At 69.1% G+C, this 26,898-nt stretch carries 24 protein-coding genes; 15 read left to right on the forward strand and 9 right to left on the reverse strand.

What is annotated here, in order from left to right; genetic code table 11:
- Positions 1–190 precede the first annotated feature (190 nt).
- Genes AB0C38_RS41335 through sdhC form a run of 4 tightly spaced genes read right to left on the reverse strand, consistent with a single transcriptional unit; the run spans position 191 to position 3,602 of the window.
- Positions 191–961 carry a succinate dehydrogenase iron-sulfur subunit gene (locus AB0C38_RS41335; protein ID WP_360684077.1) on the reverse strand — a complete coding sequence of 257 codons (771 nt, stop codon included), beginning with the start codon at positions 959–961 and terminating at the stop codon, positions 191–193.
- Positions 961–2,715, reverse strand: coding sequence for a succinate dehydrogenase flavoprotein subunit (gene sdhA / locus AB0C38_RS41340; RefSeq protein ID WP_360684080.1), 1,755 nt, complete (start codon positions 2,713–2,715; stop codon positions 961–963). Before sdhA ends, AB0C38_RS41335 begins: the two co-directional genes overlap by 1 nt.
- 28 nt (positions 2,716–2,743) lie before the next feature.
- Positions 2,744–3,157 (reverse strand): succinate dehydrogenase hydrophobic membrane anchor subunit, encoded by a 414-nt coding sequence (locus AB0C38_RS41345; protein WP_360684083.1) that lies wholly within the window; start codon positions 3,155–3,157, stop codon positions 2,744–2,746.
- A gap of 1 nt (position 3,158) precedes the next feature.
- Positions 3,159–3,602 carry a succinate dehydrogenase, cytochrome b556 subunit gene (gene sdhC / locus AB0C38_RS41350; RefSeq protein ID WP_284747961.1) on the reverse strand — a complete coding sequence of 148 codons (444 nt, stop codon included), beginning with the start codon at positions 3,600–3,602 and terminating at the stop codon, positions 3,159–3,161.
- A 622-nt stretch (positions 3,603–4,224) separates the two neighbouring features.
- Between sdhC and AB0C38_RS41355 the strand changes: the two genes are divergently transcribed.
- From AB0C38_RS41355 to AB0C38_RS41380, 6 genes are all read left to right on the forward strand, one after another.
- Positions 4,225–5,367, forward strand: coding sequence for a BMP family ABC transporter substrate-binding protein (locus AB0C38_RS41355; protein ID WP_360684087.1), 1,143 nt, complete (start codon positions 4,225–4,227; stop codon positions 5,365–5,367).
- A gap of 81 nt (positions 5,368–5,448) precedes the next feature.
- The gene (locus AB0C38_RS41360; RefSeq protein ID WP_360684090.1) at positions 5,449–7,020 is read left to right on the forward strand and encodes an ABC transporter ATP-binding protein; all 1,572 of its coding nucleotides are present in this window, start codon (positions 5,449–5,451) and stop codon (positions 7,018–7,020) included.
- A complete protein-coding gene (locus AB0C38_RS41365; protein ID WP_360684093.1) occupies positions 7,017–8,105 on the forward strand; it encodes an ABC transporter permease in 1,089 nt (362 codons plus the stop codon). The genes AB0C38_RS41360 and AB0C38_RS41365 overlap by 4 nt, the downstream gene beginning before the upstream one ends.
- Positions 8,105–9,382 carry an ABC transporter permease gene (locus AB0C38_RS41370; RefSeq protein ID WP_360684096.1) on the forward strand — a complete coding sequence of 426 codons (1,278 nt, stop codon included), beginning with the start codon at positions 8,105–8,107 and terminating at the stop codon, positions 9,380–9,382. Before AB0C38_RS41365 ends, AB0C38_RS41370 begins: the two co-directional genes overlap by 1 nt.
- Positions 9,382–9,771 (forward strand): cytidine deaminase, encoded by a 390-nt coding sequence (locus AB0C38_RS41375; protein WP_360684099.1) that lies wholly within the window; start codon positions 9,382–9,384, stop codon positions 9,769–9,771. The genes AB0C38_RS41370 and AB0C38_RS41375 overlap by 1 nt, the downstream gene beginning before the upstream one ends.
- Positions 9,768–11,051 carry a thymidine phosphorylase gene (locus AB0C38_RS41380; RefSeq protein WP_360684102.1) on the forward strand — a complete coding sequence of 428 codons (1,284 nt, stop codon included), beginning with the start codon at positions 9,768–9,770 and terminating at the stop codon, positions 11,049–11,051. The genes AB0C38_RS41375 and AB0C38_RS41380 overlap by 4 nt, the downstream gene beginning before the upstream one ends.
- Before the next feature lie 194 nt (positions 11,052–11,245).
- Here AB0C38_RS41380 and AB0C38_RS41385 read toward each other — a convergent pair whose 3' ends face one another.
- Positions 11,246–12,370 (reverse strand): PA containing protein, encoded by a 1,125-nt coding sequence (locus AB0C38_RS41385; protein ID WP_360684105.1) that lies wholly within the window; start codon positions 12,368–12,370, stop codon positions 11,246–11,248.
- Positions 12,371–12,582: 212 nt separating this feature from the next.
- Between AB0C38_RS41385 and AB0C38_RS41390 the strand changes: the two genes are divergently transcribed.
- On the forward strand, positions 12,583–13,677 hold the full coding sequence (locus AB0C38_RS41390) for an adenosine deaminase (protein WP_360684108.1): 1,095 nt from the start codon (positions 12,583–12,585) through the stop codon (positions 13,675–13,677).
- A gap of 100 nt (positions 13,678–13,777) precedes the next feature.
- Positions 13,778–14,989 (forward strand): MFS transporter, encoded by a 1,212-nt coding sequence (locus AB0C38_RS41395; RefSeq protein WP_360684302.1) that lies wholly within the window; start codon positions 13,778–13,780, stop codon positions 14,987–14,989.
- Between the two features lie 263 nt (positions 14,990–15,252).
- Here the strand turns inward: AB0C38_RS41395 and AB0C38_RS41400 are convergent, their stop codons facing one another.
- Positions 15,253–16,524, reverse strand: coding sequence for a primosomal protein (locus AB0C38_RS41400; RefSeq protein ID WP_360684111.1), 1,272 nt, complete (start codon positions 16,522–16,524; stop codon positions 15,253–15,255).
- A 151-nt stretch (positions 16,525–16,675) separates the two neighbouring features.
- Here AB0C38_RS41400 and AB0C38_RS41405 point away from each other — a divergent pair, with 151 nt between their 5' ends.
- Entirely contained in the window at positions 16,676–19,180 is a 2,505-nt protein-coding gene (locus AB0C38_RS41405; protein WP_360684114.1) for a DUF3516 domain-containing protein, read from the forward strand.
- Positions 19,181–19,219: 39 nt separating this feature from the next.
- The gene (locus AB0C38_RS41410) at positions 19,220–19,789 is read left to right on the forward strand and encodes a hypothetical protein (RefSeq protein ID WP_360684117.1); all 570 of its coding nucleotides are present in this window, start codon (positions 19,220–19,222) and stop codon (positions 19,787–19,789) included.
- Here AB0C38_RS41410 and AB0C38_RS41415 read toward each other — a convergent pair.
- Positions 19,763–20,365, reverse strand: a complete 603-nt coding sequence (locus AB0C38_RS41415) for an NAD(P)-binding domain-containing protein (protein ID WP_360684120.1) — start codon at positions 20,363–20,365, stop codon at positions 19,763–19,765. The genes AB0C38_RS41410 and AB0C38_RS41415 overlap by 27 nt on opposite strands.
- Before the next feature lie 68 nt (positions 20,366–20,433).
- Between AB0C38_RS41415 and AB0C38_RS41420 the strand changes: the two genes are divergently transcribed.
- Positions 20,434–20,757 (forward strand): helix-turn-helix domain-containing protein, encoded by a 324-nt coding sequence (locus AB0C38_RS41420; protein ID WP_360684123.1) that lies wholly within the window; start codon positions 20,434–20,436, stop codon positions 20,755–20,757.
- Here AB0C38_RS41420 and AB0C38_RS41425 read toward each other — a convergent pair.
- Together AB0C38_RS41425 and AB0C38_RS41430 are read right to left on the reverse strand one after the other, a co-directional pair.
- Positions 20,648–21,319 carry a hypothetical protein gene (locus AB0C38_RS41425; RefSeq protein WP_360684126.1) on the reverse strand — a complete coding sequence of 224 codons (672 nt, stop codon included), beginning with the start codon at positions 21,317–21,319 and terminating at the stop codon, positions 20,648–20,650. The two genes, AB0C38_RS41420 and AB0C38_RS41425, sit on opposite strands and share 110 nt — an antisense overlap.
- 333 nt (positions 21,320–21,652) lie before the next feature.
- Positions 21,653–22,636 carry a sugar-binding domain-containing protein gene (locus AB0C38_RS41430; protein WP_360684129.1) on the reverse strand — a complete coding sequence of 328 codons (984 nt, stop codon included), beginning with the start codon at positions 22,634–22,636 and terminating at the stop codon, positions 21,653–21,655.
- 128 nt (positions 22,637–22,764) lie between these two features.
- Between AB0C38_RS41430 and AB0C38_RS41435 the strand changes: the two genes are divergently transcribed.
- From AB0C38_RS41435 to AB0C38_RS41450, 4 genes are read left to right on the forward strand one after another with little or no spacing between them, the layout of a single operon-like run.
- Positions 22,765–23,769 (forward strand): zinc-dependent alcohol dehydrogenase family protein, encoded by a 1,005-nt coding sequence (locus AB0C38_RS41435; RefSeq protein ID WP_360684132.1) that lies wholly within the window; start codon positions 22,765–22,767, stop codon positions 23,767–23,769.
- Positions 23,762–25,096, forward strand: a complete 1,335-nt coding sequence (locus AB0C38_RS41440; RefSeq protein ID WP_360684135.1) for a sugar ABC transporter substrate-binding protein — start codon at positions 23,762–23,764, stop codon at positions 25,094–25,096. Before AB0C38_RS41435 ends, AB0C38_RS41440 begins: the two co-directional genes overlap by 8 nt.
- Positions 25,096–26,028, forward strand: coding sequence for a sugar ABC transporter permease (locus AB0C38_RS41445; protein ID WP_360684138.1), 933 nt, complete (start codon positions 25,096–25,098; stop codon positions 26,026–26,028). Before AB0C38_RS41440 ends, AB0C38_RS41445 begins: the two co-directional genes overlap by 1 nt.
- Positions 26,025–26,897 carry a carbohydrate ABC transporter permease gene (locus tag AB0C38_RS41450; RefSeq protein WP_360684141.1) on the forward strand — a complete coding sequence of 291 codons (873 nt, stop codon included), beginning with the start codon at positions 26,025–26,027 and terminating at the stop codon, positions 26,895–26,897. Before AB0C38_RS41445 ends, AB0C38_RS41450 begins: the two co-directional genes overlap by 4 nt.
- Position 26,898: the final 1 nt, after the last annotated feature.

A 26,898-nucleotide genomic window follows, 5' to 3' on the forward strand; every position in this document is an offset into this window, starting at 1 on the left:
CGCGCCGAGCGAACTCCGGTTCCGCCGCTTCGAACTCACGCCACGCCGTCATGCGGTCATGATGGCGGAAAGCGTGCCTTGACAAACCCGACCGCCGGCTGAAGAGACGCTGGGATGAGGGGCGGGGGAGGTCTGGTGACCTCGTGGTCGGCCTGCGCTGCCGGCCGCCGGTTGCTTCGTCGTGAGAGCCTCAGACGCGCTTGAAGAGCAGCGCGCGCTTCACTTCCTGGATCGCCTTCGTCACCTGAATCCCGCGCGGACAAGCGTCCGTGCAGTTGAACGTCGTGCGGCAGCGCCACACACCCTCGCCGTCGTTGAGGATGTCCAACCGCTCCTCGGCCCCCTCATCCCGGGAGTCGAAGATGAACCGGTGCGCGTTCACGATCGCCGCCGGCCCGAAGTAAGACCCGTCGTTCCAATACACCGGGCACGAAGAAGTGCAGCAAGCACAAAGGATGCACTTCGTAGTGTCGTCGAACCGGTCCCGGTCAGCCTGGGACTGGAGACGCTCGCGCGTGGGCTCGGGGCTGTAGTTGATCAGGTACGGCTTGATCGCGCGGTAAGCCTCGAAGAACGGGTCCATGTCGACGTACAGGTCCTTCAACGTCGTCAGGCCCTTGATCGGGGCGATCGTGATCGTTGTCGGCTTGCCGGACGTCGACAGGAGGTCCTTCATCAGGACCTTGCAGGCCAGCCGGTTGATGCCGTTGATCTGCATCGCGTCGGACCCGCACACGCCGTGGGCGCACGACCGGCGGAACGAGAACGTGCCGTCGAGGTAGTCCTTGACGTAGAACAGCAGGTTGAGGAGCCGGTCGGTGCGCTGCGCCGGGACCTCGTACGACTCCCAGTGCGGCTCCGAATCCACCTCCGGGTTGAACCGCAGGATCTTCAGCGTGACCGTGATCGGCGTGTGCTCGTCGGAAGCGGAAGACGAAGGAGCTTCAGCAATAGCAGTCATCAGTACTTCCGCTCCATCGGTTCGTAGCGGGTGAAGGTAACCGGCTTGTAGTCGAGCCGGATGTCCGAAGCGAGGCCGGCACCCTGCTTGTACGCCATGGTGTGCCGCATGAAGTTCGTGTCGTCGCGGGTCGGGTAGTCCTCGCGCGCGTGGCCGCCGCGGGACTCCTTGCGTGCGATCGCGCCCACGATCAGCACCTCGGCCAGCTCCAGCAGGAAGCCGAGCTCGACGGCTTCGAGCAGGTCGGTGTTGTACCGCTTGCCCTTGTCCGCCACGGTGATCCGCTCGTACCGCGCCTTCAGCGCCTGGATGTCGGTCAGCGCCTGCTTCAGCGTGTCCTCGGTGCGGTACACCGACGCGTGCGAGTCCATCGTCTGCTGCATTTCCTTGCGGATGTCGGCGACGCGCTCGTCACCGTGTTCCGACAGCAGGCCGGCCAGCTGCTCCTCCACCAGCGTGGTGGGATCCGAAGGCAGCTCGACGTGCTCGTGCGCCAGCGCGTACTCCGCGGCCGCGATGCCGGCGCGGCGGCCGAACACGTTGATGTCCAGCAGCGAGTTCGTGCCCAGGCGGTTCGAGCCGTGCACGGACACGCACGCGACCTCGCCCGCCGCGTACAGGCCGGGGATGACGTTGTCGTTGTCCCGCAGCGCTTCGCCGTGGATGTTCGTCGGGATGCCGCCCATCACGTAGTGGCAGGTCGGGAACACCGGCACCGGCTCCTTCACCGGGTCGACGCCCAGGTAGGTCCGGGAGAACTCCATGATGTCCGGGAGCTTCGCGTTCAGCGTCTCCTCGGGGATGTGCGTGACGTCCAGGACGACGTAGTCCTTGTTCGGCCCGCACCCGCGGCCCTGCAGCACTTCCTGCACCATCGAGCGCGCCACGATGTCGCGCGGCGCGAGGTCCTTGATGGTGGGGGCGTAGCGCTCCATGAACCGCTCGCCGGACGCGTTGCGCAGGATGCCACCCTCGCCGCGGACGGCTTCGGAGATGAGGATGCCGAGGCCCGCGAGGCCGGTCGGGTGGAACTGGAAGAACTCCATGTCCTCCAGCGGCAGGCCCTTGCGGAAGATGATGCCGAGGCCGTCCCCGGTGAGGGTGTGCGCGTTCGACGTCGTCTTGAAGATCTTGCCCGCGCCGCCGGTGGCCATCACGATCGACTTCGCCTGGAAGACGTGCAGCTCGCCGGTGGCCAGCTCGTAGGCGACGACGCCGGAGGCGACCGGGTTGCCGTTCTCGTCCGGGCTGGTGACGAGGTCGAGCACGTAGAACTCGTTGAAGAACTCCGTGCCGTACTTGACGCAGTTTTGGTACAGCGTCTGGAGGATCATGTGGCCGGTGCGGTCCGCGGCGTAGCAGGCGCGGCGCACCGCGGCCTTGCCGTGGTCGCGCGTGTGCCCGCCGAAGCGGCGCTGGTCGATCTTGCCCTCGGGCGTGCGGTTGAACGGCAGGCCCATCTTCTCGAGGTCGAGGACCGCGTCGATGGCCTCCTTCGCCATGATCTCGGCGGCGTCCTGGTCGACCAGGTAGTCGCCGCCCTTGATCGTGTCGAAGGTGTGCCACTCCCAGTTGTCCTCTTCGACGTTCGCCAGCGCGGCGCACATGCCGCCCTGGGCCGCGCCGGTGTGGGACCGGGTCGGGTAGAGCTTGGTGAGGACCGCGGTGCGGGTGCGCTGACCGGACTCGATGGCCGCGCGCATCCCGGCGCCGCCGGCGCCGACGATCACCACGTCGTACTTGTGGAACTGCATGGTGGGAAGTCTCCGAAGTCAGGTGGAGTCAGTTCGCGGGCATGTTCGGGTCGAAGGTGAAGATCACCATCGTGCCGACGGCCAGGATCAGCGCCATGGACACGTAGAGCACGATCTTCAGCCAGAACCGCGTGCTGTCCTTGCGCGCGTAGTCGTCGATGATGGTGCGCAGCCCGTTGCCGCCGTGGATCTCGGCGAGCCAGAGCATGGCCAGGTCCCAGAACTGCCAGAACGGCGAGGCCCAGCGGCCGGCGACGAAGCCCCAGTTGATCCGGTGCACACCGCCGTCGAGGATGTTCATGATCAGCAGGTGGCCGAGCACCAGGATGATCAGGGCGAGGCCGGAGATCCGCATGAACAGCCAGCTGTAGAGCTCGAAGTTGCTCCGGCGGGCGGCGGGACGCTTCGGCGCGCGGGGGTTCGCGAAGGCGAGGTCGGCCATGTCAGTTACCCCCGAAGAGCGTTTCGACGGTGCGCTTCAGCATGAAGAACGCACCGGGGACCATCACGACGACCCAGACCACGCCGATCACCCAGAGCATGGCCTTCTGCAGCTTCGGGCCCTTCGACCAGAAGTCGACCAGCATGACGCGGATGCCGTTGAGCGCGTGGAACAGCACCGCGCCGACCAGGCCGACCTCCAGGAGGTTGACGATCGGGGTCTTGTAGGTCTCGATGACCTGGTCGTAGGTGTTCGGCGACACGCGCACCAGCGCGGTGTCGAGCACGTGCACGAACAGGAAGAAGAATGTGAGCACGCCGGTGATGCGGTGCAGCACCCAGGACCACATGCCGGGGTCGCCCCGGTAGAAGGTCCCCTGCCGGCGTGAGGCACCCGCCCGATCGCTCGCCCCTGCCTGAGTGGCAGTGCTCGCCGTGGTGGACATCGGTGAACGGCCTCCAACGTCTGACTTGTGCCCGGTGGCCGTGAGGTCCGCAGCCGCCGTGTACGGCGGCAATGTCGAAGTCAACGTCATCGAGCGTGGATGAATCGGATGCTAGACCCGCCCCGGACGGACGGCTCACCTCCGGGTTCCTCTCTGTGATGGACCAGACACCTGGGCGTGCGCCGGTTGTGGGCGCCGTCACAGGCCGAGGGGTCCACTGTGGACGCACCGCGCCGGCTCGCTCGTCCGGCTGACGCCCGATCGGGCGGCGGGCAGCCGGAACGATTCGGAAGGCGCCCCGCCCACCTGCGTCTCACAGGGTGATCGGACTGGTCCACTCCTCGGTCGGACTGGCACACTGAGTCACAGCAAACGGTAATTCGGCCGTCCCGCCAGCTCGGGATTCCGCCGAAAGCAGCACCTGGTGACGTCTTTGATCACGGTGGGTGTGCGACCGGTCGCGCGTGCGACTCGTGAGTAAACGTTTGTGTTACGTAGCGTGCCGTTCCTATGGCGCTTTCCTGTCCGTTGGGTACGGTCTGGCGGTCGACTCGGCAGTGGGCCGGGACGCGCCCTTGACCATCCGCTGGATCAGCGGGGAGGGAGACACACGTTGCGTCGCATGCGTGGAACCGCGCTGGCCGCCGTGGCCATGGCCGGGGTGCTCACCCTGGCCGGGTGCGCCAAGGACTCGAGCGGTGGTAGCAGCAACAACAGCGCCGCGCCTTCGTCGGGCGGTTCGGACTGCGTCACCGCGCAGAAGCCGCCCGCGGCGCCCGCCGCCGCCTCCAGCAGCACCGCCGCCGGCGGCAAGGTCGACGGCAGCAAGCTGAAGATCGGCCTGGCCTTCGACGTCGGCGGCCGGGGTGACGCGTCCTTCAACGACGCCGCCGCCGCGGGCACCGACAAGGCGAAGTCCGACCTGGGCGTGACGACGGTCAACGAGAGCACCGCCAGCGCCAGCGAGGCCGAGTCGGCCAAGCAGCAGCGTCTCGACCAGATGGCCGCCTCGGGCCTGAACCCGATCATCGCGGTCGGCTTCGCCTACGCCGATTCGGTCAAGGCCGTCGCGGCGAAGTACCCGAACACCAAGTTCGCGATCGTCGACGACGACTCGATCACGCTCCCGAACGTCACGCCGCTGGTCTTCGCCGAGGAGCAGGGCTCGTTCCTGGCCGGCGTCGCCGCCGCGTACAAGAGCAAGAGCTGCCACATCGGCTTCGTCGGTGGTGTCAACACCCCGCTGATCCAGAAGTTCGAGGCCGGCTTCCTGCAGGGCGCGAAGACGGTTTCGTCCAAGATCAAGATCGAGGACGAGTACCTCACCCCGGCCGGTGACTTCTCCGGGTTCCAGGACCCGCCGAAGGGCAACGCGAAGGCCGCGGCCGAGATCGCCAAGGGCGCGGACGTCATCTACCACGCCGCCGGCGCCTCCGGTAAGGGCGTGTTCGACGCCGCCAAGGCGAAGAACGTGCTGGCCATCGGGGTCGACTCCGACCAGTACAACCAGAAGACCGTCGAGGCCGACAAGGACGTCATCATCACGTCCATGCTCAAGCGCGTCGACGTCGCGGTGTTCGACTACGTCACCGCGCTCGCCAAGGGTGACCTGACGACCCTGCCGAAGCGGTTCGACCTCAAGGTCGACGGCGTCGGCTACGCCACCTCCGGTGGCAAGGTCGACGACATCAAGGACGTCCTGGACGGCTACAAGGCCCAGATCATCTCGGGCGCGATCACCGTTTCGGACAAGCCGCAGAAGTAACTGACAACGCGGACAGGGCTCGGAGGGGTTTCTCCCCTCCGAGCCCTCACGTGTTTTGACAGAGATGGAACTCTCCCGCCCATGAGCACTGCCGAGGCCCCGGCCGAGGCCGTCCCCGACCGGGGCGTGCCCGCCGTCCAGCTGACCGGGATCACCAAACGTTTCCCTGGCGTGGTGGCCAACTCCGACGTCAACCTCACCGTCGCCGCCGGCGAGGTGCACGCCATCTGTGGCGAGAACGGCGCCGGCAAGTCCACCCTGATGAAGATCCTCTACGGCATGCAGCCGCCGGACGAGGGCACCATCGCGATCAACGGTGACGAGGTGCGGCTGCGCAACCCGCAGGACGCCATCCGCGCCGGCATCGGCATGGTGCACCAGCACTTCATGCTCGCCGACAACCTCACCGTCGGCGAGAACGTCTTCCTCGGCGCCGAGGGCCTGCACGGCATCGGCCGCGCCGCCCGGGCCCGGCTGGCCGAGCTCGCCGAGCGGACCGGCCTGCACGCGAAGCCCGACACCCTGCTCGAGGAGCTGGGCGTCGCCGACCGCCAGCGCGTCGAGATCGTCAAGGTGCTCTACCGCGGGGCGAAGATCATCATCCTGGACGAGCCGACCGCGGTGCTCGTGCCGCAGGAGGTCGACGCGCTGTTCGCGACCGTCCGGGAGATGAAGGCCGACGGGTACACGTTCCTCTTCATCTCGCACAAGCTCGACGAGGTGCGCGCGATCGCCGACACCGTCACGGTGATCCGGCGCGGCACCACGGTCGGCACGGCCGACCCGAAGACCATCACCTCGCGCCAGCTCGCCGAGATGATGGTCGGCTCCGAGCTGCCCAGCCCGGAGACCCGCGAGTCCACCGTCACCGACCGGGCCGTGCTGCGGCTGACCGGGCTGACGCTGGGTGCCGAGGGCTCCGACCGCAACGCGCTCGACGACATCACCTTCACCGTGCGCGCGGGCGAGGTGCTCGGCGTCGCCGGGGTCGAGGGCAACGGCCAGACCGAGCTCGTCGAGACCGTCATGGGCATGCGCAAGGCGTCCGGCGGCACCATCGAGCTGGTCGACGCCGAGGGCAAGGCCCGTGACCTGACGAAGGCCGGCACGCTGGCTCGGCGCGAGGCGGGCATCGGCTACATCGCCGAGGACCGCACCCGGCACAGCCTGCTGCTCACGCAACCGTTGTGGGTCAACCGGATGCTCGGCTACCAGACCCGCGAACCGGTCTCCAAAGGACAGTTGCTCGACATCGCGGGCACCCGCGCGGACACCGAGCGGATCGTGCGCGAGTACGACGTCCGCACGCCGGGGATCGACGTCCCGGCCGCGGCGCTCTCGGGCGGCAACCAGCAGAAGCTGATCGTCGGACGGGAACTGTCCGGCAACCCGGTGCTGCTCATCGCGTCGCACCCGACGCGGGGTGTCGACGTCGGCGCGCAGGCGCTGATCTGGGAGAACATCCGCCAGGCCCGCGCCGCCGGCCTCGCCGTGCTGCTGATCTCGGCCGACCTCGACGAGCTCATCGGCCTGTCCGACACGATCCGCGTCATGCTGCGCGGGCGCCTCGTCACCGAGGCCGACCCCGCCACGGTGACTCCGCAAGAACTGGGTTCGGCGATGACCGGCGCCGGAGAGGGTGACGAAGAATGACCTCCTGGCGCACGAAGTTGCTGCCACCGCTGCTGGCGATCGTGTTCGCCGTGCTGCTGTCGGCGATCGCGCTGATCATCTCGGGGGCCGACCCGCTCGAGGCGTACGGCACGATGATCGGCCAGATGTTCAAGGGGTCGACCGCGGTCGACACCGCGAACCTCGCGACCGTGTACTACCTGTCCGGGCTCGCGGTCGCCATCGGCTTCCAGATGAACCTCTTCAACATCGGTGTCGAGGGCCAGTACCGGTTCGCCGCGGTCGTCGCGGCCATCGCCGGCGGCGCGCTCCAGCTGCCGCCGGTGATCCACACGCTGGTCATCCTCATCGTGGCGGTCGTCGCCGGTGCGGCGTACGCGGCCATCCCGGCGATCCTCAAGGTCACCCGCGGGGTGAGCGAGGTGATCGCGACGATCATGCTGAACTCGATCGTCGGCGGGATCATCGCGTTCCTCATCAACGCCGACCAGTTCGGCGTGCAGCGGGGCAACAACATCGGGACCCGGGAGATCGCGTCGTCCGGCCGGATCCCGGGCATCCCGCTCGGCTCGGGCACGCTGTTCGGGTTCGTCGTCATCGCCGCTCTGGTCGGCGGCGCCTACTGGTTCATGCTCAACCGCACGCGGTTCGGCTTCGAGCTCAAGGCGTCCGGCGAGTCCACCACCGCGGCCGCCGCGGGCGGCGTCAGCGCCAAGAAGATGACGCTGATCGCGATGCTGCTTTCCGGTGGCGTCGCCGGCCTGGTCGCGATGCCGGAGCTGCTCGGCCGCGACTACACCTACGGCATCACCTCGACGCAGATGTACGGCTTCACCGGCATCGCGGTCGCGCTGCTGGGCCGCAACCACCCCGGCGGCATCGCGCTCGGCGCGCTGCTGTGGGCGTTCCTGGACACCTCGGCGGTGTCGCTGGAGCAGATCAACGTGTCCAAGGAGATCGCGACGATCATGCAGGGCATCATCGTGCTGTCGGTCGTCGTGGCGTACGAGGTCGTGCGCCGCGCCGATCTCGCCGCCGAGCAACGGAGAGTGGGCCGCGCACTCAGCGGCAAGAGCGCTTCGGTCGCCGGGGGAGGTGCCGTCTGATGGCCGTCACCGACTTTTCCCGGCCCGACGCGGGCAGTCCCGGCGCCATGCCGGTGCACCGCAAGCGGTCCAAGATCCCCGGCTGGCTCCGCGGGGTCATCTGGGCCGTGATCGCCATCGCCGTCGTCTCGACGGCGTCGTACTCGACCGGCGTCTCCGCGCTGACGTCGTCCAACACCGCGTCGACGGCGTTGCGCTTGGCGCTGCCGATCCTGCTGTGCGCGCTCGGCGGCCTCTGGGCCGAACGCGCGGGCGTGGTGAACATCGGTCTCGAGGGCATGATGATCCTCGGGACCTGGGGCGCCGCCTGGGGTTCGTACTACGGCGGCGCGTGGGTCGGCCTGGTGGCCGCGCTCGTCTTCGGCGCGCTGGGCGGGCTGCTGCACGCGGTGGCGACGGTGACGTTCAACGTCAACCACATCGTCTCCGGTGTCGCGATCAACCTGCTCGGCCTCGGCGTCACGAAGTACCTGGCGAACCTGATCTTCGAGCCGCTGTCGGGCAACCCGCGGCAGTCGCCGGTGGTGCCGAAGTTCGACACCTACTCGGCGAGCGGCCTCTCCGACTGGCTCGGTGACCTCGAGAAGGAACAGCGCGTCGGGATCTCCGACGTCGCGGGCATCCTGCGCGGGCTCGTCACCGAGGTCGCGCCGCTGACGATGATCGCGATCATCCTGGTGCCGGTGAGCTTCTGGGTGCTCTGGCGCACGCGCTTCGGCCTGCGGCTGCGCTCGTGCGGCGAGAACCCGGTGGCCGCGGAGTCCCTCGGGGTCAACGTCTACCGGCACAAGTACATCGCGATGCTGATCTCCGGCGCGCTGGCCGGCATGGGTGGCGCGTCGCTGGTGCTGCTGCGCGGCGGCGCGGACTACCTGGAGAACCAGACGAACGGCCGCGGGTACATCGGCCTCGCGGCGATGATCTTCGGCAACTGGCGGCCGGGCGGCCTGCTCGGCGGCGCGGCGCTGTTCGGCTACGCGGACGGCCTGCAGCTCGCCGGCGGCGGCGAAGCGGTGCTCGCGCTGCTGTACGGCGCGGTGATCCTGCTCGCCGTGATCGTCGTCGTCCAGCTGTTCCGCAAGCAGTGGATCGCGGCCGGGCTCGGCGTCGTCGGCGCCGGGGTGCTGTACTTGATCTACTGGTCCAACGACACGCTGCCGTCGGACCTGATCCCGTACACCGCGCACTTCGTGACGCTGATCGTGCTGGCCGTGGCCTCGCAGCGGCTGCGGCCGCCGAAGGCCGACGGGCAGCCGTACCGGCGGGGTGAGGACTAGTGTCCACAATAGACTGGGACGCCTTGCGTTCTCAGGCCATCGAAGCGGCTTCCCATGCGTACGCGCCTTATTCGAGCCTGCACGTCGGTGTTGCCGGGATCGTCGACGACGGTCGCGTGGTCACCGGGTGCAACGTCGAGAACGCGTCCTACGGGCTCGGGCTGTGTGCGGAGTGCACGATGGCCGGGCAGCTGCGGCTGTCCGGCGGCGGTCGCCTGGTCGCCGTCGCGTGCCGCAGCGGCGCGGGTGACCTGCTGATGCCGTGCGGGCGCTGCCGGCAGATCCTGTTCGAGCTGGGCGGTTCCGCGTGCCTGGTGGACACGCCCAGCGGCATCCTGCCGATGTCGGACGTCCTGCCGGACGCCTTCGGCCCGGACGACCTGCCGTGACGGGCTTCGCGGCGGTCGACGTCATCCGCACGAAGCGCGACGGCGGCCGGCTTTCGGACGAGCAGATCGACTGGGTCGTCGACGCGTACACGCGCGGTGAGGTCGCCGAGGAGCAGATGTCGGCGCTCGCGATGGCGATCTTCTTGCGGGGCATGGATTCCGGCGAGATCTCGCGCTGGACCGGCGCGATGATCTCCTCCGGCGAGCGGCTCTCTTTGAACGTTTCCCGGCCGACGGTGGACAAGCACTCGACCGGCGGGGTCGGCGACAAGATCACGCTGCCGCTGGCACCGCTGGTGGCGGCGTGCGGCGCGGCGGTGCCGCAGCTGTCCGGACGCGGGCTCGGGCACACCGGCGGGACGCTCGACAAGCTGGAGTCGATCCCCGGCTGGCGGGCTTCGCTGTCCACGGCCGAGATTCAGGCCCAGCTGGAGGACGTCGGCGCGGTGGTCTGCGCGGCGACGTCCGGGCTGGCGCCGGCGGACAAGAAGCTCTACGCGCTGCGGGACGTGACGTCCACTGTGGAGTCGATCCCGCTGATCGCCAGCTCGATCATGAGCAAGAAGATCGCGGAAGGCGCGTCCGGGCTGGTCCTGGACGTGAAGTTCGGGTCGGGCGCGTTCATGAAGTCCTTGGAGCAGGCGCGTTCGCTGGCCTCGACGTTGACGTCGATCGGCGTTGACCACGGCGTGCCGACGACGGCGCTGCTGACCGACATGAACGTCCCGCTGGGGCGGGCGGTCGGGAACGCGGTGGAGGTCGCGGAGTCGGTCGACGTCCTGAAGGGCGGCGGTCCCGCCGACGTGGTTTCGCTGACGGTCGCCTTGGCGCGGGAGATGCTGGCCCTGGCCGGAATCTCCACCGACCCGGCAGCGGTGCTGGCTTCCGGCGAGGCGTACGAGACGTGGTGCCGGATGATCTCCGCCCAGGGCGGCGACCCTTCGGCGCCGCTGCCGACGCCGTCGCACGTCCACACGGTTCACGCGCCGGCGTCGGGTGTGCTGGCTTCGCTGGACGCGTACGCGGTGGGCGTCGCGGCGTGGCGGCTGGGCGCGGGCCGGGCCCGCAAGGAGGACCCGGTCCAGGCCGCGGCGGGCGTGCTGTGCCTGGCCAAGCCCGGCGACGCCGTCACCGAGGGTGAGCCGCTCCTGGAACTGCACACGGACACCCCGGAAGCGGTCCCGGCGGCCTTGTCGGCGCTCAACGGAAGCTTCTCGGTCGCTTCGGCGGCTTCCGCGCCGGGTCCGATCGTCCGGGAGACGATCCGCGGCACGGTGTGATGATCATCGCGAAGATGATCACCCGACTGAGTGACGCCCGAGGTCGTATCCCGCGTGATTGAGGCCGTGACTCGCGTGATCAGAGCCGTCACGGCTCCAGTCACGCGAGTTCCGGCTCCGATCACGCGAGTTCCGGGCTGAGACACGAGAAGGCCCCCGCCGGAATCCGGCGGGGGCCTCTTCGTCTGGCTGGGTTACTCCGTGGGCTCTTCCGAGCCTTCGCCCGGCTTGGCCTTGGCGTCAGCCGGCTTCGGCGCGCGGCCGTTGCGCGAGCTGCGACGCGGCTGGCGCGGCGCGGGCGGCGGGGGCGAGATCTGCTGCACGGCCGGGCCGCCGCCGAGCATCAGCTCCGCGAACGTCGCCATCGCCTCGTCGAGCTGGCCGCCGATGCGGCGGACGCTCTCGTCGTTGCTCTTGCGGACCAGCGTGTCGACCGAGTCGGTGTCCGGCTGCTTGGACAGCGTGCCCTCGACTTTGGACAGCCCGGTCTTGAGCGCGCCGTCGAGGTCGCTGATGCCCGACAGGAAGCCGTCCTCCACCTTGTCGAGGCGGCCGGCCATGTCGTCGAGGCGGGTGGTGACCGCTTCGAGCCGGTTGCCCAGCTTCTCCAGGCGGTCCGAGGCGTCGATCATCTCGCCGGTCTCGGTCAGCGCCGTCTTGAGCGCCTCGGTGTTCGCACCGATCCGCTCGCCGGTGACGCGGTCCAGCTCGCCGAGGCGATCCTGCGTCGCGCGGCTCAGCTCGTCGACCTTGCCCCGCAGCTCGTGGTCGGTGTGGTCGACGCGGTCGCGCAGCGACGCCTCGGCCTGCTCGATCCGCTCGCGGACCGGGCCGGACACCGACTGCGGGATCGAGTCGAGCTTCGCGTCCTGCTTGTCGAGGTGGCTGCCGACCTCGTCGATCCGGCGGTGGATGTTCTGGAGCTTGTCCTCGAGTCCGTCCATCCGGCCCGCGACGCCCTCGAAGCGGGCGGCCATGCCGTCGAGCCGACCGTCGAGCTGCGCGAACGGCTTGGCCAGCTTGTCGACGATGCTCTCGACGGCGCGGGTCAGCGCGGCGATCGCGTTGTCCTGGGCCTCGAGGCGGGACATCGTCTCGTCGAGGCGCTCGGCGAGGACGCTGACCTCGGTGCGGTCGGGCATCTCGGACAGCCGCTTGCGGACCGCGCCCAGCGAGTCCACCGGCGCGAGGCGGGCGTAGATGTCGTCGAGCGCGTCGAAGATCTGCTGCTGCTCGCTCTCACGCACTTCGGCCGCGCGCACCAGCATGTTGCGCATCCGGTCGAAGGACGGGGCGGCAATGTGGTTGTCAGTGGTCACTGCTGTGTGTCCTTCGTCGGCGGGGAAATGGAGGGACGTGCCACGAAGCTTAACGATTGCGAAATTGCTGTGCGTATGGCCCCCGTGAAGCGGGTATTACGGAGGCTGCCCCCGGATGGCCGATTCGTCGCATGATCGTCAACGCTGAGCGTTGACCAGAGCCTGAGAGTTACCGCCATGTAGGGGAATGACAACGAGGTTACCGTTGGGGGATGCCTGACGAAAGCCCTGTTCTGACCAGCGAGACACTCCGCCGCGCGCCGAAGGTCCTCCTGCACGACCACCTCGACGGCGGCCTCCGCCCGGCCACGGTCGCCGAGCTCGCCGAAGCCACCGGTTATGCCGGTCTGCCCACCACCGATCCGGCCGAGCTGGGCACGTGGTTCCGCCATGCGGCGGACTCCGGCTCACTCGTGTCCTACCTCGAGACCTTCGCGCACACCTGCGGAGTGATGCAAACGGAGGAATCGCTGGTCAGGGTCGCCGCGGAAGCGGTGGAGGACCTGGCCGCCGACGGCGTCGTCTACGCCGAGGTGCGCTACGCACCGGAGTTGTTCGTCGAACGCGGTCTGTCACTCGATGCGGTGGTTGAGGCTGTCCAAGAGGGGTTCACGGAGGGCACACGGCGAGTGGCCGCGAACGGCGGTTCGATCCGCGTCGGGACGTTGCTCTGCGCGATGCGCCAGCACGCCCGGGCCCTCGAGATCGCGAACCTGGCGGTCCGCTACCGCGACGCCGGCGTCGTCGGGTTCGACATCGCCGGACCCGAAGACGGATTCCCGCCGACCCGCAATCTCGACGCTTTCGAGTATTTGCGGCAGAACAATGCGCATTTCACGATTCATGCGGGCGAAGCGTTCGGACTTCCGTCCATTTGGGAGGCGATTCAGCACTGCGGCGCCGAGCGGCTCGGGCACGGCGTGCGGATCGTCGAGGACGTCAAGACCGACGCGGACGGCACGGTCCACCTTGGACGGTTGGCCGCGTACGTCCGCGACCGCCGGATCCCCCTGGAGATCTGCCCGACGTCGAACGTCCAAACAGGCGCCGCGCGCTCGATCGCCGAGCACCCGATCGGCCTGCTCAAGCGGCTGCGCTTCCGGGTGACCGTGAACACGGACAACCGCCTGATGAGCGGATGCACGATGACCAGCGAATTCGCCGCGCTGCACGAGACCTTCGGGTACGACCTCGACGACTTCCGGTGGTTCACGATCAACGCGATGAAATCCGCCTTCATCGATTTCGACGCCCGGCTCGCGCTGATCGACGACGTCATCAAGCCCGGGTACGCCGCGCTGCGCTGAGGGGCCCGCCGCCGCCCGCTGGGTGCTTGCGGTCCTTAGCCATGCCAACTATCGTTCACCATGTAGGAAGTTGTTCTCAGATATTGAGACGGTGACGACGATGGCGCAGGTCGCGGGCAGTTCGGTCGAGCAGCTACAGGCGAGTTCACGGCGATGGCTCGTCCTCGCGCTCGGCCTTGCCGCGCAGACCGCGAGCTGCTCGTTCCTCTACGGCATCCCGTTCCTGGTCCCGGTCATGCGGGACGCGGAGGGGCTGACGCTGGCCCAGGCCGGCACGGTCGTCGCGGCGCCGAGCATCGGGCTGCTGTTCACCCTGATCGTGTGGGGCGCGGCTGCGGACCGTTACGGAGAGCGTCTGATCATGGCGCTCGGACTGGGGGCCTCGGGGTTACTCCTGGTGTACGCCGGGGTAGGAAGTCACCCGGTCGGGCTTCTCTTTGGTGTGTTCCTGGCGGCCGGAGCGTGCACGGCTTCGGTGAACGCGGCGAGTGGCCGCGTCGTGATGGGCTGGTTCGCGAAGTCCGAGCGCGGGATCGCGATGGGGATCCGCCAGACGGCCCAGCCGCTCGGCGTCGGCGTCGCGGCCCTCGGGCTGCCGCCGCTGGCCGCGCACTTCGGGTTCCGCGCGGCCGTCCTGCTGCCGGCCGGGCTGGCGATCGTCGTCGCGCTGCTGGTGGCGTGGCTGGTCACGGACCCGCCCCGGCCGCCTCGGCCCGCTTCGGGGGAGAAGCCGCCTTCGCCGTACCGGCACGCGACGCTGTGGCGGGTCCACGGCGCGAGCGCGCTACTGGTGGTGCCGCAGTTCGCGGTGTCGGCGTTCGCGCCGGCGTACCTGGTGGCGGTGCAGCACTGGAGCCCGCTGGCGGCGGGCTGGTACCTGGCGGTGGTCCAGATCCTGGGCGCGGCGGGGCGGCTGGGGTCGGGGTGGTGGTCCGACCGCGTCGGCAGCCGGCTGCGCCCGATGCGGCAGCTCGCGGTCTTGAGCTGCTTCGTCATGCTCTTGGTGGCCCTGGGGGACGCTTCGTGGCTCTGGCTGGTGCTGCTGGCGCTGGCGCTCGCCGGGATCATCACGGTCGCCGACAATGGCCTCGGCTTCACGGCGTCGGCGGAGCTGGCGGGCCTGGCGTGGTCGGGCCGCGCGATGGGGACGCAGAACACGGGCCAGAACATCGCGGCCTCGCTGACCCCGCCGCTGCTGGGCTTGGTGATCGGCGACAGCCGGTACGCACTGGCGTTCTGCGTGGCGGCGATCTTCCCGGCGCTGGCGGTGCTGGTGGTCCCGGTCCGCTCGGAACGAGCTTCGGACGACTGACACCCGCCGGCCGCGGGGGCGCCCCCCGTCTCCAGCGTATCGGCCGCCCCGGACGGAAACGGGCTGCCGAAGCGGCCGGTGGGCGGGTTGTCCACAACCGGCCGGGGGTGTGGATCGATCCGGTCGTGCGGGGAGGCCGGGTGTCGTGAAAGGGTCGTTCAGGTCGCCGGACGACATGAACGACCCTTTCATGCCATCCCGGCCCCGGACACGACGAAGGCCGCCTCCCCGATCCTGCGGGAGGCGGCCTTCGCGGCAAAGACTCAGGCGACCGTCAGGCGGTTCTCGAAGCCCTCGACGAGCTTCCGCCACGCGCTCTGCTCCGCGTCGAACGGCGCCGACGGCTCGAGGCGCGTCGGGTCCGGCCGCAGGACGAACGACACCAGCCAGCCCAGGCTTTCGTTGCCCGCCAGTGCCGTCTCGGCCGCGTCGTCGCCCGCCCAGTCCGCCGCGTCCGTGATCAGCTCGACCGCCAGCTCCAGCTGCGTCGGGTCGATCGCCGTCGGGCCCTCCGCGATGTCCGCGTCCAGGCCCGTCAGCACGTACGTGTTCTCGGTGTCGACCTCGACCTCGAGCTCGCCCGCCGTCGCCTTCGCCAGGACCTCGTCCCACGTGGACACGTCCGCGAGGTCCGTGTCGGCCAGGTCCTTGCCGTCGGCCAGGGCCCGCGCGAGTGCCTTCTCCGACGTGAACACGTCGATCTCGCCCTCGCTGCCGAGGAACACCGGCGCGTCGTCGAGGTAGCAGCGCAGCGTATAGTACTCCGCGCCGGACGTGATGATCTTGATCGGGTCGATGCCGACCTCGGCCCAGAAGCCGACCGGGGCGTCGTCCTCGTCTTCGTCCTCGTCGTCCTCGGAGTCCTCGTCGGCGGAGTCGATCGCCTCGAGGTCTTCTTCACCCTCGGCGCCGGCCTCGGCCTCCGCGGACTCCTCGTGGAACGCCGCCAGCTCCTCGGCGGTCTGCTCCAGGATCTTCTCGTCGACGTCCGGCGCGGTCACCAGGCCGTCGATCGCGTCCAGCACGGTGTCCCACTTCTGCGACACCGTCTCGGACAGGTCGTTCCACACCTGCACGCCGACGCCGCCGGTGAACGGGAGGGTGCCCTGGTCGAGCAGCGAGAAGCCCTCGGTCGAGTCGAGGATCTCGTGGACCTCTTCGAGGTCGCAGACGTCGGCGAGCGAGCGCACGATGCCGACGATCTCGGCCAGCTCCGCGATGTGCCAGACGTCCGGCTCTTCGGCGACGAGCTCGGGCACGCCGACGAGGTCGTACGTGTGGTCCTCGTCCGGGATCAGCTCCGGGACGTTCAGCGACGGAACCGCGTCCCACGCCGGGTGGTCCAGCAGGTCGTGCCGCTCGGAGGTGCGCACGAACGCCGCCAGGTGGGCGGCGTCCGGGAACGCGTACAGGTCGTCCTCGTCGCCGAGGAACGCTTCCCACTCCTCGCCGTCCTCCCGCCAGCGCGGCGCCCACAGGGTGACGACGTCACCCTGCGGCAGGCCGAGTTCGATCGGGATGATGTCCTGTGCCATTCCTAAGCCCTCCGGATTACCGCCCGTGTGCGCGCGAGACCGAAAGTATGCCCCGGTCGGTGCGCGGTACCGCGAAGCCTACGGGTTTACCACTCGTGATGCGATCGCCCCTGCCGACTTTGCGACGAGCGGATGGCACGATGGACGCCTGATGACTCTCACAGACCTCCTGCCTGCGGATCCCGACCCCGACGCCCTCTTCGAGGCCTTCACGACCTGGACGGCCGATCGGGGCATCGAGCTGTACCCGGCGCAGGAGGAGGCGGTGATGGAGGTCGTCTCCGGATCGAACGTCATCCTCTCGACGCCGACCGGCTCCGGGAAGAGCCTCGTCGCCGTCGGGGCGCACTTCACCGCGCTCGCCCAAGGCCGCCGCAGCTACTACACCGCGCCCATCAAGGCACTGGTGTCGGAGAAGTTCTTCCAGCTCATCGAGATCTTCGGCGCCGACAGCGTCGGGATGATGACCGGCGACTCCAGCGTCAACCCGGACGCCCCGATCATCTGCTGCACGGCCGAAATCCTGGCGAACATCGCGTTGCGGTTCGGTGCCGCGGCGCCGGTCGGGCAGGTCGTCGCCGACGAGTTCCACTTCTATTCCGAGCCCGACCGCGGCTGGGCGTGGCAGGTGCCGATCCTCGAGCTGCCGAAGGCCCAGTTCGTCCTGATGTCGGCGACCTTGGGCGACGTGTCCTTCTTCGAGAAGGACCTCACCCGCCGCACCGGCAAGCCGACGGCGGTGGTCACGTCGGTGCAGCGCCCGGTGCCGCTGACCTTCCGCTACGCGCTGACCCCGCTGCACGAGACCATGTCCGAGCTGCTCAACGGCGGCCAGGCGCCGGTCTACGTCGTGCACTTCTCGCAGGCCGCGGCCATCGAGCGGGCGCAGACGCTGATGAGCATCAACGTCACGAGCAAGGCCGAGAAGGAAGCCATCGCCGACCTGCTCGGCGACTTCCGCTTCGCCGCCGGGTTCGGCAAGACGCTCTCGCGGCTGGTCCGCCACGGCATCGGCGTGCACCACGCCGGGATGCTGCCGAAGTACCGCCGATTGGTCGAGACCTTGGCCCAGTCGGGGCTGCTCAAGGTGATCTGCGGGACCGACACCCTCGGCGTCGGCATCAACGTACCAATCAGGACAGTGGTCTTCTCCGCGCTGACGAAGTACGACGGCGTCCGCCAGCGCCACCTCAAGGCGCGCGAGTTCCACCAGATCGCCGGCCGCGCCGGACGGGCGGGCTACGACACCGACGGCTACGTCGTCGTGCAGGCGCCCGACCACGTCGTCGAGAACGCGAAGGCCCTGGAGAAGGCGGGCGACGACCCGAAAAAGAAAAAGAAGATCGTCCGGAAGAAGGCGCCGGAGGGCTTCGTCAACTGGACCGAGAGCACGTTCGACCGGCTGATCGCGGCCGAGCCCGAGCCGCTGACGTCCAGCTTCAAGGTGACGCACTCGATGCTGCTCAACGTGATTTCGCGGCCGGGCAACGCATTCGACTCGATGCGGCACCTCCTGGAGGACAACCACGAGGACCGCGCGTCGCAGCGCAAGCTCATCCTGCGCGCCATCGCGATCTACCGCGCGCTGCTCGCCGCCGGCGTCGTCGAACGGCTGCCCGAACCGGGCGAGCAGGGCCGGATCATCCGGCTCACCGTCGACCTGCAGTTCGACTTCGCGCTCAACCAGCCGCTTTCGCCGTTCGCGCTGGCCGCGATCGACCTGTTCGAGCTGGAGTCGCCGAGCTACCCCCTCGACGTCGTGTCCACTGTGGAGTCCACGGTGGACAATCCGCGGCCGGTCCTGTCGCAGCAGCAGTTCAAGGCGCGCGGCGAGGCCGTGAACGCCATGAAGGCCGAAGGCATCGAGTACGACGAGCGGATGGAGCTGCTCGAGAACGTCTCCTACCCGAAGCCGCTGGAGGAGCTGCTGCAGGGCGCGTTCCACAGCTACCGGCAGGGCCACCCGTGGGTCGACGACTACGAGCTCTCGCCGAAGTCCGTGGTGCGCGACATGTACGAGCGCGCGATGAACTTCGTCGAGTACATCGGTTTCTACCAGCTCGCCCGCTCGGAAGGGCTGGTGCTGCGCTACCTCACCGACGTCTACGACTCCCTGCGCCACACGGTGCCGGACGAGGCGAAGACCGAGCCGCTGCAGGACCTCATCGAGTGGCTCGGCGAGCTCGTCCGGCAGGTCGACTCCAGCCTGCTCGACGAATGGGAAGCTTTGCGCCACCCGGACGAAGAAGGCCCGGTGTCGAAGCGACCGCCGTCCGAACCGCCGGCGGTCACGCGCAACGAGCGCGCGTTCCGGGTCCTGGTACGCAACGAGCTGTTCCGCCGGGTCGAGCTGTTCGGGCGGCGGGCGTGGAACGTGCTCGGCGAGCTGGACGCGGCGGCCGGCTGGGACGCCGACGCGTGGGAAGACGCGATCGAGGACTACTTCGAGGAGTACGAGACGCTCGGCACCGGCCCGGACGCGCGCGGCCCGGCGCTGCTGATCATCGAGCAGCAGCCGGACGTCTGGAAGGTCCGCCAGATCTTCGACGACCCGGCGGGCGACCACGACTGGGGCATCAGCGCCGAGATCGACCTGGCGGCGTCCGACGAGGCCGGCGTGGCCGTGGTGCGGGTGACCGAGGTGGGCGCGCACTAGCCCGTTGCGATTTCCTGACTGCTCAGTCATCGTGATCGCGTGGTGGCGACAGTGCGGGAGCACCGGCTCGGCGACGTGCGCTCGACGGTCGTCAGCGGGCCCCGGGAAGCCGCTTTCCGCGCGCTGGGTTCCGCTGCCGCCGCCGACATCCGGACCGTCCTGGCGGGACTGCCGTCGTGGCCGGTCGCCGGACGCGTACGCCGAGCTGACGGCGCTGGCCGAGGGGGCCAGGTCGGCTCGCCGTCGGCGACGGTGGTCGAGAAGGCCGGGGACGAGACCGCGGTGACCATTGTGGCCAGTGGGCTTTCCTGGCACACCAACCACTTCCGCCGGCTGCCGCCGCACCGGGACGCGGCGTCGGAGGAGAGCCTGGACCGGGCGGAGGTGTGCGCGCACCTGGCCCCGGTGGCGCCGGACGCGAAGTGGCTGGTCTCGGCGTTGACCGGTGAGGTGTACCGCAGCGCCACCGGCGGCGACCCGCTGATGACGTTGAGCACCGTGGTGACGGACCTGGCCGACGGCGCGGTGACGGTGGTTCCCCGCGGCGGAGCGCCGTTGCGGGCGCGGGTGGCGGACCTGGCCTCAGGGAACGTCTCCGCCGTGGGCTGAGACCAGGATCGCCCGGGCGTCCTCACCCGCGAACCACAGGCCGATGGCGAACGCCGCCGTCGCCTCCAGCAGGTGCGCCCGGTCGAGGTCGCCGCCGAGGACCGGCGTGCAGCCGACGTCGCGGACCAGCGTGCGGACCGCGTCGAGGGCCGCCGGGTCGTCGCCGCAGAGCGGGACCGTGAGCGTCTTGGGCGGCTTCCGCCAGACGTCGGGCGGGGCCAGGTTGAACGCCTTGACGACGTGCGCGTCCGGGGCGGCGGTCGCGATGCGGGTCGCCACCGGGGTGCCCGGCGGGGGCTCCGTGCCGGTCGGGCCGGGCTGGTTGGTGCAGTCCACCAGGACCTTGCCGCGCAGCGGACCCGCGGCCCCGAGAACCTCGAAGACGGCGTCGGCGGGGACCGCCAGCAGCAGCGCGTCCGCGAAAGCCGCCACCTCGGCCCAGGTTCCGGTGCGGGCGCCGAGCGCCGCCGCCCGGGCGGGGTCGCGGCCGGCCACCATCAGCTCGTGGCCGGCGTTCGCCCAGTGCGGGCTCAGCGCCCTCGCCATCCCGCCCGTGCCGAAGATCCCGATCCGCATGCGTCCTCCTTGTGCTTGGCTGGTACCAGCACGACGGTAGGAACCCGGGAAGGAACCGAACGGTAACCATGGACTTCCTCGCCGACTGCCGGACGCGGCTCGCGTTCGACCTGGTCGCCAACACCTGGAACCCGGTGGTGGTGTGGGCGTTGCGTTTCGGCCCACGCCGTCATGGTGAACTGCGCCGCACGATCGGCGGCATCAGCGCGAAGGTGCTCACGGAAACCCTGCGGCGCCTGGAGTTCGACGGTCTCGTCGAGCGCCGTGAAGGTGCCTACGCCCTCACGTCGTTGGGCTCGAGTTTCCTGGAGCCGATCGAAGGCTTCGGACGGTGGGCGGCTGAGCACGGCGACGACGTCGTCGCCGCTCAAGACCGAGCACGATCAGCATGACCAGGGACAACGCGGGCAGCGGGTAGCCGAGGAGGATCCCCGTGACGACGTCGAACGCGGACGCGCCGACCCCGGCGGCGAACACCCAGGACGGCGCGCCCGGCGGCTTCGCGGCGGGGGACCACGGCGTCTTCTTCCCCGGCTTCGCGATCGAAAGCCACGCCTGGAAGGAAAGCGCGCTCGCCATCAGCGACGCCCCGGCGATCTGCGCCCAGGTCGCGGTGCCGGTGTCGACGGAGGCGCGCAGCGCGGGGGAGAGCAGGAAGATCCCGGCGTAGAGCTGGATGAACGTGAGGGCGAACTTCGTGAGCACCCACCAATACCGGAAGTAGCCCCACGCGGTCGCTCCGGCGAGGAGCAGGCCGGTGAAGGCGGAGACGTTCGCCATCGGGGCGAGCAGGACGGAGTCGAGCCGGTCGGCCATCGCCGTCGCGGCCGGCACGGGGTCCGTGAGGGCCAGGGACATCAGCACGACGAGAGCGAGGGCCTGGCTCATCCAGGCGACGGACGAGACGACGTGCAGCCAGACGACGGCTTGACGCCAGCGAGGGGAAGTCTTCACGCGCTCAAGGCTCGCCGAGCGGCCCCGGCGGCACATCGGGCGCGACCCGGGTTTCGCCCCGGAGCCGCCGAGGCTCGGCCTGCACCCGCCGGAGTACGGCACCGCGCCGGTCGTACCCCCGCGGGAGTAGGGGCCGAAACCCGTAACTCGCGTGATCAGCGGCGGAACTCGCGTGATCGGGCGCGCAACTCGCGTGATCAGAGGGGCATCACGTGTGATTGGAGGGGCATCTCGCGTGATTGGCGGGTCGACACGGCGGGGCGGGCTTGCGGCATCGTGTCGGCTCCGCAATCACGCGAGTCGACCTCTGGATCACGCGTGTCGACCCTCCGGTCACGTGCGGGGTGGGTTTTTGGCCGCCAGGGCCAAGAGGGGGACTGCTGCCGCGGCGTCGGTGATCAGTGTCGAGACCATGCCGGATCTCAGGACCGCGTCCACCGCCGAGGCTTTCGGCTTGCTGTAGCCCAGGGCGATCACCTCCGGGACCGCCGTCAGCTCTTCGTGGCTGATCGCCAGCACGTGGTGGGCCAGCCCCGTCGACAACGCGTTTCCGGACGCGTCGAACAGCCGGGCCGCGACCTCCGCCGTCGCGCCGCGGGCCGAGATCGCCGCGCGCTCGGCCTCGTCCAGCGCGTCGTACACCGTCGACTCGCCCGGCAGCCACGCGCCGATGCTGACCACCGCCTTCGTCAGGTTGCGGAACTGGCCGAACGTCTCCGCGATGCCCGGCTGCCGCCGCAGCGTCTCCGTGGTCCGGCGGTCCGGCAGCACCAGCGGGCCGAAGATCGGGTACGCGTCACCGCCGGACACCGACGTCACGCGGCTGACCGTCTCCACCGAACGGCCGCGCATGTCCATCCCGGCCTGCACCCCGCACAGCTGGACGATCGGGCACCGCGGCAGCGCCCGGATCGCCTCGGTCATCGCGTTCACCGAGCGGGCCCACGAAAGCCCGACGACGTCGTGCGGCCGGACGATCTCCTCCAGCAGCCGCGCCGCCAATGTCCCGATCTTGGCCCGGACGACCTCCCTCGGCTCGCGCTCGGTTGAGCGTTCGAGCACCAGCGCCTGCTTCAGGCCGTACGCCGAGCGGACCTCGTCCGACAGCGCCAGGTCGACCGGCGCCGGCAGCGAGAACTCGACTCTGACCAGGCCGGACTCCATGGCGGTGTCGAGCATGCGAGCCACCTTGAAGCGGCTGACGCCGAACTCGTCGGCGATCTCCAGCTTGGAGCGTCCCTGCACGTAGAAGCGCCGGGCGATGGTGGCCAGCAGCATCGCTTCGGTCAGCGACGACTGCTTCTTGGAGACGCTCATATGAGCACTATAGCCCGAAATCTCCCCGAAAGGTTGACGTAACACCGAGGTCAGTCCTGTAATGCCTTCACATGTTCTCGACGCCATAGGTCAACGCTGCTCATATGAGCGCGAGGAAGGGGCTAGGCATGCGTGCCGCCATCGTCGACCGGCCCGGTGAGATCAGGGTCGGCGAGGTGCCCGATCCAAAACCCGGAGAACGCCAGGTCGTCGTCAAGGTCGGAGCGTGCGGGATCTGCGGGACCGACCTGCACATCGCGGACGGGCACTTCCCGCCCACGCCGTATCCCATCGTCCCCGGGCACGAGTTCGCCGGGGAGATCGTCGAGCTCGGCGCGGACGTGCCGGGCGAGTGGAAGGTCGGCGACCGCGTCGCGGTCGACCCGTCGCTGTTCTGCGGCTACTGCGGCCCGTGCCGTGCCGGCCACGGCAACCTCTGCGCGAACTGGGGCGCCACCGGCGACACCGTCAACGGCGCCTTCGCGGAGTACGTCGCCGTCCCGTCGTCCACCTGCTACCGCATGCCCGACTCGATGACCTGGGAGCAGGGTGCGCTGGTCGAGCCCGTCTCCTGCGCGGTGCACGGCGTGCGCCGCGTCGGCGTCGAAGCCGGAGAGCGCTTCCTCGTGGTCGGGGCCGGCACCATGGGCCTGATCATGCAGCAGCTGCTGCAGCGTTCCGGCGCGCAGGTCACGGTCGTCGACCGCAACGAGGCCCGGCTCCCGCGGGCCACGAGTCTCGGCGCCGTCGCCACCGCGGCCGATGTGAAAGACCTGAACGACGAGAAGTTCGACGTCGCCGTCGACTGCACCGGTGCCGCCCCCGCCATCGAAGCCGCCTTCGACTCGATCCGGCGCGGTGGCCGGCTGCTCGTCTTCGGCGTCGCACCGGCGGAGGCCCGCGTCGCGCTTTCGCCGTTCCGCATCTACAACGACGAGATCACCATCGTCGGCTCGATGGCCGTGCTGCACAGCTTCGGCGCCGCGCTCGACCTCGTCGCGACCGGTGCGATCGACACCGAATCGCTGCTCACGGACAGGTTGCCGCTGGAGCAGTACCCCGAGGCGCTCGCCAAGATGCGCAGCGGCTCGGGCCTCAAGGTGCAAGTACTCCCGGGAGGCGGCCGTGCGTAAGCTCCTCACCCTCTTCGCCGCGACGTCCCTGCTGGCCACCGGGTGCGCCGGGGCCGGCTCGGTCGGCACCGGCGGGAGCACCCTCGTCATCGCGATCGTGTCCAACCCGCAGATGAAGGACGCGATCTCCCTCGCCCCGGAGTTCGAGAAGGCCACGGGGATCAACCTCAAGTTCGTGTCGCTGCCGGAGAACCAGGCGCGCGCGAAGATCACCGCGTCGACCGCCACCGAGGGCGGCGAGTTCGACGTCGTGATGATCAGCAACTACGAGGCACCGCAGTGGGCGGCCAACGGCTGGCTCGAGAACCTCGAGCCGCACATGAAGGCCACCCCGACCTACGACGAAAGCGACTTCATCCCCAGCATCAAGCAGTCGCTGTCGTACCAGGACCAGATGTACGCGGTGCCGTTCTACGGCGAGTCGTCGTTCCTGGCCTACCGCAAGGACCTCTTCGAAAAGGCCGGGATCACCATGCCGGCCAAGCCGACCTGGCAGCAGATCGCCGAGTACGCGGCGAAGCTCGACGACAAGGCCAACGGCGTCGCCGGGATCTGCCTGCGTGGCAAGCCGGGCTGGGGCGAGAGCCTCGCGCCGTTCACGACCGTGGCCAACACCTTCGGCGCGCAGTGGTTCGACAAGGACTGGAACGCCAAGCTGACGTCGCCGGAGTTCAAGGAAGCCGCGAACTTCTACGTCAACCTGATCCGCGACCACGGCGAGGTCGGTGCCTCCAGCGCCGGGTTCTCCGAGTGCGGCACGCGCTACACGCAGGGCAACGCGGCGATGTGGTACGACGCGACGGTCATGGCGGGCACCAACGAGGACCCGTCGAGCAGCAAGATCGTCGGCAAGTCCGGGTACGCGCCGGCGCCGGTCGTCAAGACGCAGGCCAGCGGCTGGCTCTACACCTGGGCGCTGGGCATCCCCAAGGTCGCCAAGGACAAGGACGCGGCCTGGAAGTTCATGGCCTGGATGACCGACAAGGCGTACGTGCAGAAGGTCGGCCAGACCTACGGCTGGAACCGCGTCCCGCCGGGCGTGCGTCAGTCCACCTACGACATTCCCGACTACGCCAAGGCCGCGCAGGCCTACGCGAAGCCCACGCTCGACGGCATCGCGGACGCGAACCAGCAGAAGGCCATGGCGAACCCGGTGCCCTACCCCGGCATCCAGTTCGTCGGCATCCCCGAGTTCCAGGACCTGGGCACCCGGGTGAGCCAGCAGCTGTCGGCGGCCATCGCCGGCCGCGAGTCGGTCGACGACGCCCTGAAGCAGTCCCAGGACTACGCCCAGACGGTGGGCGACTCCTACAAGGCGGTGCAGTGATGTCCACGCTCTCCGTAGACAAGCCCAAGACCCACACGCACTCGAAGGCCGAGGAAAAGAAAGGCCTGAGCACCGCGGCCAAGCGGCGCCTGCCGCTGCTGCCGGCGTTGATCTTCGTGATCGCCGTGACGCAGCTGCCGTTCCTGCTGACCGTGTTCTACTCGTTCCAGTCCTGGAACCTGGTCCGGCCGGGCTCGCGGCACTTCGTCGGCCTGGACAACTACATCGACGTCTTCAGTGACACGACGTTCCTGGTCGCACTGCTCAACACGGTGCTGCTGACCGTCGTCTGCGTGCTCGTCGCGCTGCTGCTCGGCCTCGGCCTGGCGATCCTGCTGGACCGGAAGTTCATGGGCCGCGGCTTCGTCCGGACGTTGCTGATCACGCCGTTCCTCATCCTGCCGGCGGCCGGCGCGCTGCTGTGGAAGACGACGGTGTTCGACCCGACCTACGGGCTGCTGCACTTCGTCTTCGGCACCGACACCGACTGGCTTTCGGAGTTCCCGCTGGCGTCGGTGATGGCGCAGATCGTGTGGCAGTGGACGCCGTTCATGATGCTGCTGATCCTGGCCGGTCTGCAGAGCCAGTCCAAGGAGGTGCTCGAAGCGGCCTCCGTGGACGGTGCGAGCCGGTGGCGCACGTTCGCTTCCATCACGCTGCCGCACCTGTCCCGGTTCCTGCAGCTGGCGACGCTGCTGGGCGCGATCTACATCGTGAACAGCTTCGACGCGATCTTCCTGATGACGCAGGGCGGGCCGGGCGTGGCCAGCACCAACCTGCCGTACTACATCTACCAGCGCGCCTTCGAAGGCTTCGACATCGGCCAGTCCTCGGCGATGGGTGTCATCGTGGTGATCCTGACGATGATCGTCGCGACCTTCGCGCTGCGCTTGATGTTCCGCACCTTCTCGGTGGACGGAGGCATCAAATGACCACCGTCGAAACCCGCCCCTCGGCCGCCACCGCCGCTCCTCCGGCTCGCAAGCCGAAGCGCAAGCTCGGCCCCGGTGCGCTCACCGTTGTCACCTGGGTGATCGCGATCCTGTTCGTCTTCCCGCTGCTGTGGATGATCCTCACGGCGTTCAAGCAGGAGGCCGACGCCTACACCGACCCGCCGAAGCTGTTCTTCAGCCCGACGTTCGACCAGATCGCGAACGTCCTGAAGGGCGGTTTCCTGCCCTACGTGTCGAACTCCGCGTTCGTCACGGTGCTCTCGACGCTGCTGGTGCTGCTGCTCGGCATCCCGGCGGCGTACGCGCTGTCGCTGGCGCCGGTGAAGAAGACGTCGAACGCGCTCGGCTTCTTCCTCTCGACCAAGATGCTGCCGATCGTGGCGGCGATCATCCCGCTGTACATCATCTCCCAGAACACCGAGCTGCTGGACACGGTGTGGGCGCTGGTCATCCTGTACACGTCGATGAACCTGCCGCTGGCCATCTGGATGATGCGGTCGTTCTTCCTCGAGGTGCCGCACGAGATGATCGAGGCGGGCCGGATCGACGGCGCGAACCTGCCGACGCTGCTGCGCAAGATCATCATGCCGGTGGTCGCGCCCGGGATCGCGGCGACCGCGCTGATCTGCGTCATCTTCTCCTGGACCGAGTTCTTCTACGCGGTCAACCTGACGGCGGCCCGCGCCGGCACGGTGCCGGTGTTCCTCGTCGGGTTCATCACCAGTGAGGGCCTGTACTGGGCCCAGCTTTCCGCCGCCGCGCTGCTGGCCTCGCTGCCGGTGATGATCGTCGGCTGGATCGCGCAGAACCACCTCGTCCGGGGTCTGTCGATGGGAGCGGTGAAGTAGT

It is taken from the genome of Amycolatopsis sp. NPDC048633, assembly GCF_040650695.1.
Taxonomy (GTDB): Bacteria; Actinomycetota; Actinomycetes; order Mycobacteriales; family Pseudonocardiaceae; genus Amycolatopsis.